The organism is Pseudoalteromonas sp. 2CM37A, from assembly GCF_023161885.1.
Lineage (GTDB): Bacteria > Pseudomonadota > Gammaproteobacteria > Enterobacterales > Alteromonadaceae > Pseudoalteromonas > Pseudoalteromonas atlantica.
In genome coordinates this window covers 284061-301227 of record NZ_JALNTJ010000005.1, presented here as the reverse complement: position 1 = coordinate 301227, position 17167 = coordinate 284061, and the positions used below count along the sequence as shown (strand labels likewise).

Genomic DNA, 17167 nt, shown 5'->3' with positions numbered 1-17167 from the left:
TTAACACTAATACGCTTAAAATAAACTGTTATGTGTGTGCAAGTTGCACTGCTTGTTCTATATCTACTGCTACCATGCGTGATACGCCTGGCTCTGCCATAGTAACGCCAGTTAAACGCCCTGCCATTTCCATCGCAATTTTATTATGACTAATATAAATAAACTGCACCGATTGTGACATTTCTTCAACCAAACGGCAAAAGCGTACCACGTTAGCATCATCAAGCGGCGCATCTACTTCATCCAGCATACAGAATGGAGCTGGATTGAGCCTGAATATAGAAAACACCAATGATAATGCGCTCAGCGCTTTTTCTCCACCACTTAACAGATGAATTGTCGAATTTTTCTTGCCTGGTGGCTGTGCCATTATACTAACACCACTTTCGAGTAAATCGTCACTGGTTAATTCTAAATACGCGCTACCACCGCCAAATACTTTTGGAAATAGCTCGGCAAAGTCGTTGTTCACTTGATCGAAGGTAGCTTTAAAGCGTGTTTTGGTTTCGCTGTCAATTTTACGAATCGCCCCTTCAAGCGTATTTAACGCTTTGGTTAAATCCTCAAGTTGATTATTAAGATAATCACTGCGCTCTTTAGCTTGTTCAAACTCTTCTATTGCGGCTAAATTAACTGGACCTAGCTTATCTAATTGATGCACAAGCCCACTGATCTGATTTTGCGCTGCATTTAAACTCAGTGAATCAGGCAGTGTATCTAAAACACTTTTTAAACTTTGCTTTAATTCTTCAAGCGGCTCAAGTGCTGCCTGCGCTTTTATAATTAGGCTTTGCTCTTCAATACTTAGCTTTTGATGTTGTTCTTGCAAACCTGTCAGCTCACCTTGAGAGTGCTTAAGGCTGGCTTGTTTACTTATAAGTGTTTGCTTTGCCTCGTTAAGCTTTTTTTGTAACGCGACCAAGCTAGCTTCGCCCTGCTGATGTTTTATTAAAAGCTGTGCTATTTGCTCAGTGAGCTCTTGCTCGGGTATAAGCAACGCTTCCATTTGCGATTGCAGCTCTTGCGCTTCTTCTTGCGCACTAATGAGCTCTTGCTCAGCATGATTAAGCTTTGTTTGACTAAGCTGCCACTCACTGTGTGCTTTTTGCTCTTTTAACGTGGCTTGATGCGCTTGTGTTTTATATTGCTCAAGTGTAGCTACAGCTTGGCTGTATGCTTTATTACTGCGTGTGCAGGCGGCGTCGGCGCTTGCCAATTCGTCAGCTAAATTACGTTGCTGTTGATGTAACACTTCAAGCGCACTGTTGTGCTCATCGCGCGTTTTTAATAATTGTGATTGTTCAGTGGTTAATGCACGCTTTTGTTGCTGGTACTTTTCTAGTTGCTGTAAAAATTGTGCTACTTGCTCTTTTAACATGTCGCTGCGCGTAGTGGCCACGGCAATGTTTTGTGCTAATTGATGAATTGCGTTTTTAAGTACCGCTAACTCATCACTCAGCTTTTGCTGCTGTGTTTTTAGCGCATTAAGATTCTCAAAATCCCTTGCAAGGGTATTTTCGGCCTCTACTAAACTCGCTGTTTTTTGCTTTAACTGTGTGTGTTTTAAAAGTTGTGAGTTTTCGGCGTTTTTGTCTGCGCTACGGTGCCAGTTTCGAGCATGTAAAGCACCGCTTTTATCCATAACCGCAATATAAAACGTATCATTTAACGCAGCGAGTTCGGCGTTTTCGCTGTACGCAATACGGGTCAATAAATCGGGATAAACACCCTCAGTAATCAACGCCGCAACGCTATTTACTGGTATTTCACTTTTGTGAGGCCACACACTATTGTTGCTTTGCACATCAGCTACGTTTAGGTGCTCAAGCGTTTGCAGTGCCTGTTCAACTATATGTTCAAACCCTGGCTTTACTTTTAATTGATTAAATAAAGTGTGCTGCTTATTGTCATCTTCAATCCCTAAACTGCTTTTAAGTCCAGCAATGCGAGCTTTTAGCTCATTAACGTGCTGTAAGCTTTGCTGATGCTGTTGCTCAGCGTCATTTACTAAATCGGTTTGCTCTTTAAGCGCTGCGGTGCATTGTGTTTGCGCCGTTTGCATACTGGCAAGCTCTTGAGTTAGGGTTTGTTTGTATTTTTGTTGCTCGGCTAGTTGCTGCTCTAATTGGCTACTTTTAATATCGTCAATTTGGCTATTTAGTTGGCTAAGCTGTGCGTTTACATGGGCTAAGGCTTGCTCTGTTTGCTTAACACTATTTTGCTGAGCCTGTACTTTATTATTAAGCGCGTGCTGTTGTTGATTAAGGCTTTGCCATGCGTTTGTGTGCTTATTTTTTTCATCAGCTAAATCTGCAAGTTTAAGGGTAAGCTCTTCAACTTGTTCGCTGCACTCTAAACTGTACTCGCTTATCTCTTGGTGGCTCACAGATAACTGCTCACACACATTTTGTTGCTGTGTTTTTAGCGCTTCACTTTGCAGCTTTCGCTGCTCAAGCTTAACCACACTTTGTTTAAGTGTTTGCGTTTGCTGTTTAATATTAATGTGTTGTTGTTCGGCGCGGGTCAACTCTGTGTGGGTAACGTGTTGCTGATGCTGCGCATCGTTAAGCGCATCTTGCTCTGCATTTACTTGAGCCTCTAGGCTTGCAAGCACATCGTCGTGGCCTGAGTGGGCCGTTTTAAAAAAGGCGATTTGCTCATTAAGCTTTTTGATTTGCTCACTTTTTTCAAGCTGTTGTTGATGCAGCTTTTGCCATTTTAATACAGCTACTTGGCCTTTTAAGGTACGCTCTTGCGCTTTTAAATCGCGGTATTTTTTCGCATCAACCGACTGCACAGCCAGTTTATCTAGTTGCGCTTGTAATTCTTTGCGCACATCAAGTAAACGCTCAAGGTTTTCGCGGGTACTTTTAATTCGGGTTTGCGTTTCGCGGCGGCGTTCTTTGTATTTAGACACACCCGCGGCTTCTTCTAAAAATACGCGCAGCTCTTGAGGTTTGCTCTCGATTAAACGCGAGATCATCCCTTGCTCTATAATTGCGTAACTACGCGGGCCAAGCCCGGTGCCTAAAAATATATCGGTAATATCGCGCTTACGACATTTGCTCCCATTTAAAAAGTACAACGATTGGCCATCGCGTGTTACTAAACGCTTAATCGCTATTTGGTTTCTGTCGGCAAATGTATTAGGTAAATCACCTTGGGTGTTATCAAAAATAAGCTCTACTGAGGCTTGCGAGATTGGTTTACGATTAGTTGAGCCATTAAAAATAACATCGGTCATGGCATCGCCACGTAAGTTTTTAGCTGAGCTTTCACCAAGCACCCATCGCACAGCGTCAATCACGTTTGATTTGCCACAGCCGTTAGGCCCAACAACACACGTCATTTGATCAGGAAATGGAATTTTAGTGGGCTCTACAAACGATTTAAAGCCCGCTAATTTAATAGTGCTTAAGCGCATCTTATTGTTATTACCGATTATTATTGTTATTACTTACAAACAATTTAACTCATAAACAGTTAAAAAGTTAAGCTTGGCGTTTAAAGTTATCTAAAATAATACCTGTGGCCATTGCCACATTAAGTGACTCTGCCTCACCAAAAGCCGGTATGGTTATTTTGTCGCTTACTAATTTTGCACACTGCTCGCGTATGCCATGCGACTCACTGCCCATAAGCAATACACCCTTTGCGCTAAAATCCGTTGTATGTACGCTTTGCCCATCTAAAAATGCCCCATAAATAGGCATATTTAATGTTTGTAAGTATTCAGGTAGCTCTACTTGGCTTACCGATACTCTGACAAATGAGCCCATGGTAGCGCTAATTGTTTTAGGGTTGTAAGCATCGGCGCTGTCGGTACTTGTTACTATATGTTTAATGCCATACCAGTCGGCAACTCTGATAATAGTGCCTAAATTGCCCGGATCAGAAACTCCATCAAGCGCCAATATTAAGCCGGTATTATTAGGTAAATCAGCCTTTGGCATATCAACCACTGCAATGGCCGCGTTATTACTCACTAAGGTACTGGCTTTAGTCAGCGACTCTTCTTCTGCTGGCGTAAAATCTACATGTGGAAACTGGTTTTGGTGAGTGTTTATAAACGCCTGTGTTGCAAATATATCAACCGCCTTTAATGGGCTGTTTAACAACTCAAGTACGTTTTTTTCACCTTGTACAAGGTATTGATTATATTGCTTTCGGTACTTTTTTTGGCCAAGTTGGCGAATAAGCTTGAGTTGGTTTTTTGAAATCATAACAGCCCCATAAAATTATCGCCCTAGTATACCAGAGATGATTTAAAGTGCAGCACCACATATATTAAAAGCAGCGCCATTATAGGCTGTAAGGCTATTAAAGATTGAGCTTTGCACCAAATTTAGGTAAATTAACAAAAAAACAACATGGATATAATTTTAATGGAATCAATACACCCTACTCCCCCAGAAACCACCCCTGCAGTAAATGAACCTGCTGCCCCTATTTTTAGCGGTAAAGTACAGTTTAGCGGTAAAGGCGGTGAGTTTTTTGGTATTTGGATAGTCAATATTTTACTGAGCGTACTTACTTTAGGTATTTACTCGGCTTGGGCAAAAGTGCGCACAATGCGATACTTTTATGGCCACACCCGCATTGACGGACACAGCTTTGACTACTTAGCCACCCCGATGCAAATTTTAAAAGGCCGTATTTTAGCGGTTATTGTATTTTTAATTTACTCCTTTGGTAGCAGCTTTTTTCCTCTTGTAGGTTTACTATTTGCGGTTGCTTTTATCTTTTTAATGCCGTGGATTATTAACCAAGGCCTGCGCTTTAATATGCGTATGACCCGTCATCGTAATGTACGCTTTGCATTTAAAGGCGATTACGGCGAAGCCTTCATTAACTTTATTCTTTTACCTATTGCCAGTATTTTTACCCTTTATTTATTAATGCCGTATGTTTTAAAACGTATCGACACGTACATACATAGCAATATTAGCTACGGTGACACGCCATTAACCGTAAACCTTAAAGGTGAAACCTACTACTTAACCGCCCTTATTTGCTTTGTGGTGAGCTCTATCACTATGGTGATATTTATGGCTGTATTAGGCTTATTTGGGCTTGATTTAATGAATGTAGAAAACCAACAAGCTGCACAAGATCCAGCCAAAATGAGCATTATGTTTGGTGGATTAATGATTGCTTACGTATTTATGATTGCGATAGTAACCGCTGTGTGGGCTGCGGCTATTCGTAACCATATTTTTGATAACAGTCAATTTGAAGACGTAGCATCATTTAAATCAGAGCTTAAGCCTATTCCTTTTGCCATATTACTATTAACCAATATGCTGGCCATTGTGTTTTCTTTAGGGCTTGCCTACCCGTGGACCAAAGTGCGTACATCGAGAATGCTTGCCGAGGTTACAACCGTTAATATTTACCCTAGTGCGCTAAATTTAGTGGATACCGCGCAACAAGAGCAGTCATCGTTTGCTGAAGAAGCAGCCAATGTATTTGATATTGACCTATCGCTAACCTAAGAGCTTATTATGCACGTACAGGGACATTACTTCCCCAAGGCATCAAGCAATTACCAGCAAGGTGTCGCTAGCATTAGCGACACCTGTGTTGAGATTAGCTACGATGACCAGCTTATTTCAAGCCATGCAATAAGCGATATAACACTCACCTCTGGCCTAGCTGGGCTTGCTGATGAACTAAATTTTAATGATGGCAGCCGCTTTATTCCTACTGATGTAAATTATCGCTGGCCTTTTAAAGCAAATAAGCATGACCTACTAGAGCGCCTTGAAAAAAGTAAATGGGCTATTATCGCGGCCGTTATTTTTACACCGCTTTTTATGTGGTTAATGCTTTATAAAGTTGTGCCCGCTATTGCTGTTTACAGTGTTGATACTCTACCGCGCAGTGTAGTAGAGCAAATGGGTGAACAAAGCTTTACCCTAATTGAAAAGCTCGCGCTTGATGACAGTGAGCTGCCTAATGAGCAACAAACTAAAGTACAACAACACTTTAATACCATGCTTAATGCGCTCTCGCTTGAGCCATCGGTTTATAGGTTATCGTTTTATAAATCAGAGGCCTTTGGAGCGAATGCGTTTGCAATGCCCCACGGGCGTATTGTCGTAACCGATGAGTTAGCAAATTTATTAGCTGATAAACCAAACGCATTAAAAGCCGTATTACTTCACGAAATTGGCCACGTAGTCCACCAGCATAGCGTACGCATGACCGCGCAATCGGCAGCCAGTACCATTGTACTTGCGGTTATATTTGGTGATTTAGAAGGCATAGCAGAAGTGGTACTAGGTACGGGGGCATCTTTTGCACAGCAAGGGTTTTCTCGTGATATGGAGCGCGAGGCAGATAGCTATGCACTCATTCAACTTGAGCATTTAGGGTATTCAAGCAACGACTTTGCCGATGCCATTGAAGCATTACAAGGCGCGCACACCAGCGAAAACGAACACCTTGAAAAGGTAAATAATTTGCTCGAATATTTATCTAGCCACCCAAGCGCACAAGAGCGAATAGACAATGCGAGGAAATAACCGCGGTTATATACAAATTGCTCGCTATATTGTGGGGCTGAGTTGGATATACCACGGCTTTTTTCCAAAGCTTTATCATATTGCCCCGCTTGAAAAACTAATGACTGGCAGTGCGGGTTTTTCAGCAGAAGTGTCTGACTTAATTACACGTTCGGCGGGTATTGGCGAAATTATATTTGGCGTGTGCTTATTAGTGTTTTATAAAAATAAGCACATCGTTATTTTAAATGTTTTAGCGCTTTTAGGGCTTTTGTTAGCGGTTGTAGTAATGCAGCCACCATTACTCATTGAAGCATTTAATCCAGTAACAACTAACCTGCCGCTGATTGGCTTAAGTTTTATTTGGTTAAAAGAAATTAAGCTGCAAAATAATCGACACCTCTAAAATAAAAAAGGTATGCCAGTGCATACCTTTTTGTAGTGCTTAACTTATAGCGTTAATACTTATTTTTATGTGTCCACAGGTGCAATAATTCACTGGCAATTGTTGCTGCGGCAATAGCGGTAAGCTCACTTTGGTCGTACGACGGTGAAACCTCTACCACATCCATACCCACCATATTTATGCCTTTTAGTGCGCGCAGTATTTTAAGCACTTTATCAGATGTTAAACCACCGCATACAGGTGTGCCTGTACCTGGTGCAAATGCTGGGTCTAAACAATCTATATCAAACGTTAAGTAAACGGGTAAGTCGCCTACTCGCTCACGTATTTGCGCTGCTATTTCATTGGCGTGCAAATCGTTAGCTTGCATTGCATCAATCACTGCAAACTCATGTTTGCTTTGATCAAAGTCGGTACGAATACCAATTTGGATACTGTGCTCTACATCAATCAGCCCTTCCATGGGTGCATGATAAAACATAGTGCCGTGATCAAAGCGCGAGCCATTGCTGTATGTATCAGTGTGCGCATCAAAATGAACCAGTGCCATTTTGCTATGTATCTTTGCATGCGCGCGCAATAGCGGAAGCGTTACAAAGTGATCGCCACCAAGGCCTAACAGCGTTGCCCCTTGGCGAAGTATTTGCTCTGCAGCCATTTCTAGCTGTGCCGTAAAATACTCAGGATCGCCTACCGGATAAGTAAAGTCCCCCGCATCAGCAACCGTTAAACGCTCAAACAAAGGAAATGTCCACGGGTATTTAGTGTCTTCCCAGGCTAAATGTACCGACGCTCTGCGAATAGCATCGGGCCCTAAGCGTGCACCGGGGCGGCCCGATGTTGCTAAATCAAAGGGTAAGCCTAGTACAACGACATCTGCATCAATGGCATTAATGTTTTGCACCATAGGACGACGTAAAAACGTCATCCCGTTTGAATACAATGAGTGGTCAACATGACCAAACAAGCTAGACATTGCTTATAACTCTTCTAAATAAGTGTAGCCATTCAGGCCGCTTTGCAACTCGTCTAAAACGCTTTGCTGTTCATTTTTATCTATTTTTGCAGACACTAACTGCGCGTACGAGTGTTGAAAACTCTCAACATCTAAATGTACATAACGCATCATATCGGCTACGGTATCACCTTGGTTTATTTCACTAATACTGGCAACGCCTTGCTCATCCATATTGATAATAGCGCTGTGCGTATCGCCAAATAAATTGTGCATATTACCTAAAATTTCTTGGTACGCACCCACTAAGAAAAAGCCCATTAAGTAAGGTTTATCAGCACTGTACTCAGGCACGGGTAATGTGCTTTCAATGCCTTGGCCATCAACATAGTGCTCAAGCGCGCCGTCTGAATCACAGGTAATATCAAGTAATACAGCACGTTTTTTTGGTGCTTCGGTTAAACCACTTAATGGCAATACCGGAAACACTTGATCAATCCCCCACGCATCAGGAAGCGATTGAAAAAGCGAAAAGTTTACAAAAAACTTATCAGCTAAACGTGCGTTCAACTCGTCAATAATTGGGCGATGGAAACGGTTTTTGTTATCCATGTGTTTGTTAAGCTCATAACAAATACGTAAGTTAACTTGCTCTGCCCACGCACGCTGCGTTAAATCTAAAAGCCCAAGTGCAAACTGGTTATGCGCCTCCGCTAAATCCCCTTGGCTGTCGTGGTAAATTTCAATCAGTGCGCGATCATCCGTTAAATCGGTTAACTGCACAAACGATGCCCACATATTATTTAATAAAAGCGGTGCATCTGCTGCTGGCGCTACTAACTCTTCTGGCGTGTAGCTTTCTGTGCCTATAACATTTGATATAAGCACCGCATGGTGCGCCGTTAGTGCACGCCCCGACTCAGAAATAATCGTCGGCATGGGCTGCGCGTACTGCTTACAGGTATCGCCTATGGTGTACACAATATTATTTGCATACTCAGCTAAGCTGTAGTTCATTGAGTTATGCGATTGGCTGCGGGTACCATCGTAATCAATAGCTAAACCGCCCCCTACATCTAAGCACTCAATGCTTGCACCTAATTTGCGTAGCTCACAGTAAAAACGCGCGGCCTCGCTTACACCTAAACGCACATCACGAATGTTTGCCATTTGCGAGCCTAAGTGAAAATGCACAAGTTGCATTAAATCAAGCTGGCCTGCCTCTTTTAAACGGTTCACTACATGCAGTACTTGTGACGCTGATAAACCAAATTTTGATTTTTCGCCGCCACTTGCTTGCCACTTACCTTTGCCTTGCGATGCTAAACGAACGCGAATACCAATACGTGGTTTAACATTTAGCGCTTTTGCTTGGCTAAGTACCATGTCGAGCTCAGAGAGTTTTTCAAGCACTATGTAAACTTTGTGGCCTAGCTTTTCGCCAATCAGTGCTAAGCGCACATACTCTTTGTCTTTGTAGCCATTACATACAATTACTGCACTGGTTTTTTCTGCCATTGCCAAAACAGTTAATAGCTCTGGTTTGCTGCCCGCCTCAAGGCCTAATTGTTTTTTTTCTAATTCGGCTTGGCTTGCTACTATTTCTTCAACCACTTCGCGTTGTTGGTTTACTTTAATTGGGTAAACTAATAGGTAATCTTTTGGGTAACCATAGTTTTCAATCGCGGTATTAAACGCGCCACATAAACTGTGCACACGATGATGTAAAATTTGTGGAAAGCGCACTAAAGCCGGTAAGCTTAAGCCTTTTTCTTGAAGTTGTTTTGCAATATCTGTAAGTGCAATAGTTTGCTCTGGGGCGTGAGCCTTTGGGGCAACATACACATCACCTTGATCATTAATACCAAAAAAACCTTGGCTCCAATGACGAACATTGTAACTCGTGCGAGCTTGTTCTAGTGATGTTGTCTCTTTCATTTATCTTTCTCTTGTATTTAATGAATGCCGGTTCGGCTAGTTGCGCGCATTAAAAGAAAAATAGACTTTTAAGTCCAACAAGTATTTTTACTCGTAACGAGTGATTTTTAGTGTTGAGAGAAAAAACACCTACACCTTAGCTTTTACAGCTAACCGCCTTTAGTAAAGCAAGCTGGTTATGCGGCTAAAAAAATAAGTACAGCTGTACTTATTTAAGATAAAATAGAACAACTGTACTTATTTGGTATAAACATGAAACAAATTTATTTTAATCAAAACAAGCCACCTAAATTTTCTAAAATAACAAAGGCTGCCACTTTTGGTCTGACCAAAACATTTCCTAAACTCAGTGCCCGCCTTGCCATGAAGGTATTTTGTAACCCGCATAGCCGACGCCAATACGAATTTAGAACAAGTATACAGCCAATTAATATTAAACTTACTACCGAGCTTGGCGCTGTAAACCTGTACTACTTTAGCCTAGCCGAAAACACTAAAACGGTATTTTTATCTCATGGCTGGGCCGATAGCACTAATCGGTTTACTGCTTTAATAGATGAATTGCTTGAAAAAGGCTTTAATGTTTACTCAATTGATCACATAGGCCATGGCTATTCGCACGGCAATACCTCGCACTTATACGGGTATATGCAGGGCCTAACAGCGGCTTTTGAGTACTTTAATGGGCAAAATATTACAATTAATAGAGTCGTTACACACTCTATGGGCGGTGTTGCTTTGTTAAACTTAGCGCCTCATTATTTAGAGAATAAAAAAATTGTGATGATCTCTGCCCCTGCACAAATATTTGAAGCCATGTTTGCTAAGGTCAGGCAAGTAGGTATTTCTGAGCTCATGCTAGAAAATATGCTTAATAGGGTGTCAGACAAATATGGTATTAGCTGGCAAAACCTTCACCCTGATCATTCAAAAAATAAAATTAACGAAAACATGTTGTTTATTCATGATAAAAATGACTCAGTAGCAAGCTTTGAGGCAATAAAATTATTAACTGAGAACACACCCGCAACACTTGTGGCCACACAAGAGCTAGGACACGTGCGCATTTTAAAAAGCCAATACGTGTACGACCAAATAACACGCTTTATGGATTAACGATGAAAAAAAGTGAGAGCACAAAACGCAATATTTTGCACAAAGGAATGGCCTATGCGGCTGCACATGGTTTATATAGCTTGTCGATAGGAAAAATAGCGGCAGTGACTAACATGTCGCGTACTGGGGTGATCTCACACTTTGTCAATAAAGAAGATATGCAAGTGGCTATTTTGGCCTACACCGAAGAAGAGTTTAGAAAACAGGTTGTTGATATATCTGTTGATGAAGATGCGTTAATTCATTTAAATAATTTTCAGCAACGCTGGCTTGAGTGGCTCAATTTTTTAGATACGGTATCGCCTGGTAAGCAGGCAAGTTGCCCGCTCATTAAAGCATCGGTAGAGTTTAAAGCAAGCCCCAACTGTTTGGTAAGGCAGTTTATGCAAGACCAACACTTAAAAATGATTAACTACCTCACTAAACTTGCAGTTAACTGCCAAGCACAAGGCTACTTTTGCCAAGACAAAGAGCCGAGCATTTTTGCGTATGAGTTTTATGGCTTATATACTGGGCATGTTGTACAAACAAGCTTAATAGATAATCCAGCTTTAACGCTTACTTATAAAAAAGTAGTTGGCAATTTAATTGCGCGATATATGCGTTAACAGTGGCATGTAAGGCGTTTTTTACCTTTAATATGGCGTACTTTTTAAGCGCTTTTAGGTGCAAAAATAATAATAGCCATGCCCAGTAAGGCAACCGCCCCGCCCACTACATCCCACATTGTAAGCTTTACGCCATCAACAGCCCATAACCACAGTAAAGCCACGCATATGTACACACCGCCATACGCGGCATACACACGTCCAGCGGCTGCGGGGTGTAACGTTAGCAACCACGCGAATAGTGCTAAACTGATTGCTGCAGGTATTAAAAGGAATATGGATTTATCTTCTTTAAGCCAAAGATAAGGTAAGTAACAGCCAATAATTTCTGCCAGTGCGGTAATAATAAATAGCGCGATAGTTTTTACTTCAAACATAAAACCTGATGTGATTTAAATAACGAGAGCATAATAAAGCTAAGTAACTGCAAACTAGTTACTTAGCTAAAATAGTGCGAATTCTGGGTAAGAAATTTTTACCCATATTTAAGTAAAACAGATTACTCAGCTAGGGCCACGTCGGCCAGCTTCATTGTACTTTCGAACGATTTAGTACCGGCTATAAATAAACCATTGTGGCAAAATACAGCGTCGTCTAAGCCTGTTTCAGCTTGGAACTCTTCATCAGATAAACCAGCCCACGCTTTAGGCAGTGACTTTCTGTCTTCAAACGAGCCGGGCTCTACTGGTACAGTTTGAATAATCCATTGGCCGTTTTGCGAAGGGTAAACCATAAATAAAGCGTCGCTTGATAAATGGTGTACTGTTTTTTTCCATGGTGTGTATTTTTCTAAAATAATCACGCGGGGATCTTTTGCCTCTTTTATTGCTTTTGCAACAATATCTTTGGCGTTAATGCTTCCTTTTGCTGAGGCAATAAAACGGGTTAATAGACGCGCTGCAAACTCAACGGCTTCATCAAAGCATTCATCAAAGTTGCCTTCCTCTTCCCATGTTGGATTAAACATAGAAAGCGTTTGGCTAAGCGTTATGCCCTCAACCACACCTTTAACGTAGCCACAATCTATGGCATCAATTGTAGAGACTAAACCAGCGTCAACTCTATCAGCCACCGCTTGGTTATTATCACACAGCGCTAAACCATACTTTTTCCAAATTAAGCCAAATGACGAGTATGGCATGCCATTTTCGCGCTCGCCTGCGCCGCCGCGTTGGTGGTGATCAAAGCGTCCTGTGTCAGGGTTGTATTCGCCACCTACATCAACAACAATATCGGCACTTTCTATTACTGCTTTATCGCGGGTTCGTACCAAGTTAAAGGCAGGCAATACATGCTTAAGTACCGCAATACTAAACACGTCATCGGCATGGAAATTACCACTGTGGGTTACTACTGTTAAATCGCTCATTGGTTTTGGGCTACTTTTAAAAAAGATAAAATTCTCACTTATGAAGTGCTAAATAAAGGTTTATACCCGTTTGCTTAATCAAGTAATTTATTTTGAAGCAAAAAAGCTTGTTTATAGCCAGGTTTTGCCTCTTAAAATCATTAAGTATTACTGTGCACAGGTATTAAATATACGTGGCGAATTTTATACGAAGATAGCAGTGAAAAACAGTGAAGTATTTTTTGCGCCTACAGAGTCAGCTATAGGCACACAGGAGTAAATAGCTTATTTATTCTGGCTCAGGGCTCAGGGCAAGCTCCATAAATACACTTTGTGGGTTATCTTGATACGAGCCAAAGCTTGCACAGCGCGCAAAACCTAAATCTTCATATAAACTAATTGATTCGGTTTGCTTTGGGCCTGTTTCTAATCGGATAAGTGGAATTTTTGTTTCGCCGGCGTAATGCAGTAGGTTTTGCATTATGCGTCTTGAAAAACCTCTACCACGGTAACTTGGTTTTACGTATAAACGCCTTATTTCGCCATATAGCGCGCCGTCATTTTGCTTAACAATAGCGCCACAGGCAATAATGCCATCTTCGTTTTTTAAACCAATTGCGTAAACGTTGTCTTTGCTTAATTCTTCTAATTTGAGAGATTGGGCTGTAGCCACGGGGTATAAGGAGTTTATCAGTCTATCTATATCTGCAAACACATTAACTACATCAGGATCCTTAGGGGTTAATTCGACTAACTGCATCTCTTGTCGTCCATTTTATTATTTTGAATCGTTATAGTGACTTCATAATATATACTTAATACGCGTGTTCCTAGTGTTGTTTAAACAAAATGTTTTAATAAGGTAAAAATAGCTTTATTAAAACGTTAGCTTAATTTACAAAAACTACGCACAGCCTGCTAAGCACTTAGGCTTTGCTTTTTTAATTGATGGGCATGCCACTTAATATAGTTACTGGCATTCATAGGTTTTGCGACTAAATAGCCTTGTATACAATCTGCATTGAGCAAGTTTAGTAACTCAAATTGCGCCTCTTGCTCTACACCTTCAGCAACAACGGTAATGTCTAAACTTTTGCCCAGGCTTATAATCGTATTAACAATATTAAAGCCTTTGCCTTTATCTAAAATCTTATCGATAAAGCTTTTATCAATTTTTATTTCCTGCACGGGGAACGCATTTAAATGGGCTAAACAGGAATACCCTGTACCAAAGTCGTCTATAGAAAACACAAAACCTTGTTCTTGTAGCTCCGTCATTTGCTTTATTGTGCTGTCAATATCGCCCGATAGCATGGTTTCGGTGATCTCAAGTTTAATATGCTGCGGTTTTATGTTAAACTCTTTAATTGTAGAGCAGAGCTCACGGGTAAGCTGTGCAGAATTAAACTGTATATGACTAATATTTATAGATACGCTAAAGTGCTCATCTATCATGTTTTTTTCATTAAGTTGATTAATAAGGCGGCATATATTGCGAAGCACTATGTTTTGCAGTTTTTGAATCAGGCCATATTGCTCTGCAATAGGAATAAACTGATTAGGCGCAATAACCCCTTTATTAGGGTGCATCCACCTTATCAGGGCTTCTGCACCTACTATCTTTCCTTGCATACTAATTTGCGGCTGAAAATACGCACAAAATTCGTTATTTGCGATTGCTCTTACAATATCCGTTTCTAATTCGGCTTGGTTTTCGAGTAAAGTTTGCAGTTTAGGGTCATAAAAGCTGCAGCTATTGCCGCCTTTTGCCTTAGAGCGGTACATAGCAGTATCTGCAAATTTTAATATGTTATCGGTGGCTGTGTGCTCTTCGTTAATTAAGCAAATACCTATACTGCAACTAACTTGAAATGCCAGCTCCCCTATTGCAAACTTATCATTAAACACGCCTTGTACTTTTTTAGCGACTATTTCGGATTCAATACAGGCTTGGTGATTATGCTCGCCAATGTATTCGAGTAAAATAATAAATTCATCACCGCCCACTCTAGCTAAAGTATCAGATGATCGTATTACGCCACCTAAGCGTTTTGCTAATTCTATTAATACTTGATCTCCGGCGCCGTGGCCTAATGAGTCATTTATTCTTTTAAAGTTATCAACATCTAAAAACAGCAATGCGCCCGTTTTTTTGGTGCGTTTAATACGCTCTACACACTTTGCTAGGCTGTCGCTGAGCATTCGTCTGTTGGGAAGCCCTGTTAGTGGATCAAAAAACGCAAGCCGTTGAACTTCTTGCTCGGCTTTTTTGCGAAGGGTCACATCTCTTGCCATCCACACTACGTGCTTAAGTTCTGGTTTTTCTGGCTGATAGTTAGTAAGTGCAGCCGCTCTTCCTTCAAAGGTTATGTGGCCTTTGGGCACGGCTAAATCGTACTCAAATATTTGCATTTCATTGGTGAGAATGGTTTTTTTAATAATCCCCATGATCATGTCGGCATCTTTAACTGGGAACAAGTCTTGCACATTTTGACCAATTAAATCGGTGGGCGATTCAAGTAATAAGTCACTCGAGGTACCGTAAATATCGGTATAGACGCCCTCTTCGTTCAAAATCAAAATAAGATCGGGCATCACTTGCGTAAATGCTTTAAATTTTTCATTACTTTTTTGCAGGTCTACCACTAGCTGCCTAGCTTTGAGCGACTCTGCGTTTTTTTCTAGTGCTATGCTAGAAAAGTGTACAAAATAATCAATGAGTTCTAAATCTTGCTGTGTAGGTGCTTTAGGGGCGCCGTGGTAAATAGCAAAAGTGCCTAATATTTCATTGGTGGTTGAAATAACCGGGGTTGACCAACAAGAATATAAACCGTACCTGTGCGCTAAATCTTTGTAATCTTCCCACAAGGGCGATAGGTCAATATTTTGCGCAATAACTCGCTCATTTTTATAGGCTGCGGTGCCACAAGACCCTACATTAGGGCCTATAAACACACCATTAATGGCCTTTAAATATTCATCGTCAATATTTGGGGCAGCACGATGAAATAACTGATTACCTGTTAAAGACAGTATTGAGCATCTTGCAGAGCTGTCTTCAATAACTTGCTCTATAGCTAAACAAATATCTTGTAAAACATCGTCTAAGGCAATGCCTAACGCGATTTTAGATAATATATCCTGCTGGTGAGATAACAATTGTTTTAGTTTTGCAGTATTCATACTTCACCATGCATCTAGGTACTTTTATGTTGCTACGCACTTTAAAAAAGTGCAGTGCATCAACAAATTCCTGCTCTTAGTTCATATATTTAAAATGAGTATAGTTAATAAACTTACAGCGCGAATTTTATTATTACGATTATGGAAATTGTTTTTTAATAAAATAGCTAAAAAACAACTTTAGTATGCGTTAAGCCTACATTATTTTGCAACAAAAAATAAACATCCATAACAAAAACAATCCAGCCAACACACTCTAAAACTTTTTAAAAATTTTGCAGGTTTAACACTTTGTTACTTAAAAAGGCTGTTCAAAATTATCAGTCTAATTATACTGCATGCAGATATGAGTCTTTTTTGAGGTTACTGTGCAGATCATACAAGGTATGGAATATTTTTTTTCAGGCTTTAAATTAATTAGCCAAAAAGGCCTTAAGCGCTTTGTGCTTATTCCACTTTTACTTAATATTTTATTGTTTGGTAGTTCATTATTCTTTTTATTTGGTTGGTTAAGCGACAGCTTTAATTATATAAACAACATGTTACCTGAGTGGCTAAGCTGGCTTGAATGGTTAATGTGGCCCATTGCCGTGCTTGTGGTGCTATTTAGTTACAGCATGCTATTTACGGTAATAACCAACTTTATTGCAGCCCCTTTTAACGGACTACTCAGCGAAAAAGTAGAGCTTTATTTAACGGGTCAAAAAATAAATGACGACGGTTTTGCTGATTTAGTAAAAGACATTCCACGCATGGTAGGCAGAGAGTGGACAAAGCTTTGCTATTACTTACCCCGCGCTATTGGCTTTTTTATTTTGTTGTGGATTTTACCCGTTATTGGACAAGTGTTATGGGTTTTATTTACATGTTGGATGTATGCTGTGCAATACAAAGATTTTGCCTTCGATAACCATAAAGTAGGCTTTAAGCAAATGAAAGACGATTTAAAGTCTAAACAAGGTTTATCTTATGGTTTTGGCTTTGCTGTTATGCTGCTCACTGCAATCCCATTTATTAACCTAATTGTTATGCCCGTTGCTGTGTGTGGCGCTACTCGTTTGTGGGTAGATAATTATCGCTCTAAATACCGAGCGGGCTAACAAACAC

General features: G+C 40.6%; 14 protein-coding genes. 6 read left to right on the top strand and 8 right to left on the bottom strand.

Features of this window, described 5'->3' with window-relative positions:
• Positions 1-28 precede the first annotated feature (28 nt).
• Complete coding sequence (locus MTF68_RS13790; RefSeq protein WP_248462791.1) at positions 29-3424, bottom strand: AAA family ATPase; 3396 nt, start codon at positions 3422-3424, stop codon at positions 29-31.
• Positions 3425-3491: 67 nt separating this feature from the next.
• On the bottom strand, positions 3492-4223 hold the full coding sequence (locus MTF68_RS13785; protein WP_055253075.1) for an RNA methyltransferase: 732 nt from the start codon (positions 4221-4223) through the stop codon (positions 3492-3494).
• Between the two features lie 162 nt (positions 4224-4385).
• On the opposite strand from MTF68_RS13785, the gene MTF68_RS13780 reads away from it, so the two are divergent.
• The 3 genes from MTF68_RS13780 to MTF68_RS13770 are packed head-to-tail and all read left to right on the top strand — an operon-like array spanning position 4386 to position 6912.
• A complete protein-coding gene (locus tag MTF68_RS13780; protein WP_248462790.1) occupies positions 4386-5495 on the top strand; it encodes a YjgN family protein in 1110 nt (369 codons plus the stop codon).
• Between the two features lie 9 nt (positions 5496-5504).
• On the top strand, positions 5505-6527 hold the full coding sequence (locus MTF68_RS13775; RefSeq protein WP_029772728.1) for a M48 family metallopeptidase: 1023 nt from the start codon (positions 5505-5507) through the stop codon (positions 6525-6527).
• Positions 6514-6912, top strand: coding sequence for a DoxX-like family protein (locus MTF68_RS13770; RefSeq protein WP_248462789.1), 399 nt, complete (start codon positions 6514-6516; stop codon positions 6910-6912). The genes MTF68_RS13775 and MTF68_RS13770 overlap by 14 nt, the downstream gene beginning before the upstream one ends.
• 52 nt (positions 6913-6964) lie before the next feature.
• Here the strand turns inward: MTF68_RS13770 and speB are convergent, their stop codons facing one another.
• Positions 6965-7888 carry an agmatinase gene (gene speB, locus MTF68_RS13765; protein ID WP_248462787.1) on the bottom strand — a complete coding sequence of 308 codons (924 nt, stop codon included), beginning with the start codon at positions 7886-7888 and terminating at the stop codon, positions 6965-6967.
• A 3-nt stretch (positions 7889-7891) separates the two neighbouring features.
• Complete coding sequence (speA, locus tag MTF68_RS13760) at positions 7892-9805, bottom strand: biosynthetic arginine decarboxylase (protein WP_248462785.1); 1914 nt, start codon at positions 9803-9805, stop codon at positions 7892-7894.
• 252 nt (positions 9806-10057) lie between these two features.
• Here speA and MTF68_RS13755 point away from each other — a divergent pair, with 252 nt between their 5' ends.
• Complete coding sequence (locus MTF68_RS13755) at positions 10058-10921, top strand: alpha/beta fold hydrolase (RefSeq protein WP_138579185.1); 864 nt, start codon at positions 10058-10060, stop codon at positions 10919-10921.
• A gap of 2 nt (positions 10922-10923) precedes the next feature.
• Positions 10924-11529 carry a TetR/AcrR family transcriptional regulator gene (locus MTF68_RS13750; RefSeq protein ID WP_248462784.1) on the top strand — a complete coding sequence of 202 codons (606 nt, stop codon included), beginning with the start codon at positions 10924-10926 and terminating at the stop codon, positions 11527-11529.
• Between the two features lie 44 nt (positions 11530-11573).
• On the opposite strand, the gene MTF68_RS13745 is transcribed toward MTF68_RS13750, so the two are convergent.
• The 4 genes from MTF68_RS13745 to MTF68_RS13730 all read right to left on the bottom strand — a co-directional run bounded on the left by MTF68_RS13745 (position 11574) and on the right by MTF68_RS13730 (position 16060).
• Positions 11574-11906, bottom strand: a complete 333-nt coding sequence (locus tag MTF68_RS13745) for a YnfA family protein (RefSeq protein WP_029772735.1) — start codon at positions 11904-11906, stop codon at positions 11574-11576.
• A 122-nt stretch (positions 11907-12028) separates the two neighbouring features.
• Positions 12029-12898, bottom strand: a complete 870-nt coding sequence (locus tag MTF68_RS13740) for an MYG1 family protein (protein ID WP_248462782.1) — start codon at positions 12896-12898, stop codon at positions 12029-12031.
• Positions 12899-13166: 268 nt separating this feature from the next.
• Positions 13167-13637, bottom strand: coding sequence for a GNAT family N-acetyltransferase (locus MTF68_RS13735; protein ID WP_004588851.1), 471 nt, complete (start codon positions 13635-13637; stop codon positions 13167-13169).
• A 158-nt stretch (positions 13638-13795) separates the two neighbouring features.
• Positions 13796-16060, bottom strand: coding sequence for an EAL domain-containing protein (locus tag MTF68_RS13730; protein WP_248462780.1), 2265 nt, complete (start codon positions 16058-16060; stop codon positions 13796-13798).
• Positions 16061-16428: 368 nt separating this feature from the next.
• Between MTF68_RS13730 and cysZ the strand changes: the two genes are divergently transcribed.
• Complete coding sequence (gene cysZ / locus MTF68_RS13725; RefSeq protein ID WP_024034179.1) at positions 16429-17160, top strand: sulfate transporter CysZ; 732 nt, start codon at positions 16429-16431, stop codon at positions 17158-17160.
• The last annotated feature ends 7 nt before the right edge of the window (positions 17161-17167 follow it).

Coding starts and splice junctions, on each gene's coding strand:
- MTF68_RS13790 (WP_248462791.1), bottom strand. CDS start 3,424: ATGCGCTTAAGCACTATTAAATTAGCGGGCTTTAAATCGTTTGTAGAG.
- MTF68_RS13785 (WP_055253075.1), bottom strand. CDS start 4,223: ATGATTTCAAAAAACCAACTCAAGCTTATTCGCCAACTTGGCCAAAAA.
- MTF68_RS13780 (WP_248462790.1), top strand. CDS start 4,386: ATGGAATCAATACACCCTACTCCCCCAGAAACCACCCCTGCAGTAAAT.
- MTF68_RS13775 (WP_029772728.1), top strand. CDS start 5,505: ATGCACGTACAGGGACATTACTTCCCCAAGGCATCAAGCAATTACCAG.
- MTF68_RS13770 (WP_248462789.1), top strand. CDS start 6,514: ATGCGAGGAAATAACCGCGGTTATATACAAATTGCTCGCTATATTGTG.
- speB (WP_248462787.1), bottom strand. CDS start 7,888: ATGTCTAGCTTGTTTGGTCATGTTGACCACTCATTGTATTCAAACGGG.
- speA (WP_248462785.1), bottom strand. CDS start 9,805: ATGAAAGAGACAACATCACTAGAACAAGCTCGCACGAGTTACAATGTT.
- MTF68_RS13755 (WP_138579185.1), top strand. CDS start 10,058: ATGAAACAAATTTATTTTAATCAAAACAAGCCACCTAAATTTTCTAAA.
- MTF68_RS13750 (WP_248462784.1), top strand. CDS start 10,924: ATGAAAAAAAGTGAGAGCACAAAACGCAATATTTTGCACAAAGGAATG.
- MTF68_RS13745 (WP_029772735.1), bottom strand. CDS start 11,906: ATGTTTGAAGTAAAAACTATCGCGCTATTTATTATTACCGCACTGGCA.
- MTF68_RS13740 (WP_248462782.1), bottom strand. CDS start 12,898: ATGAGCGATTTAACAGTAGTAACCCACAGTGGTAATTTCCATGCCGAT.
- MTF68_RS13735 (WP_004588851.1), bottom strand. CDS start 13,637: ATGCAGTTAGTCGAATTAACCCCTAAGGATCCTGATGTAGTTAATGTG.
- MTF68_RS13730 (WP_248462780.1), bottom strand. CDS start 16,060: ATGAATACTGCAAAACTAAAACAATTGTTATCTCACCAGCAGGATATA.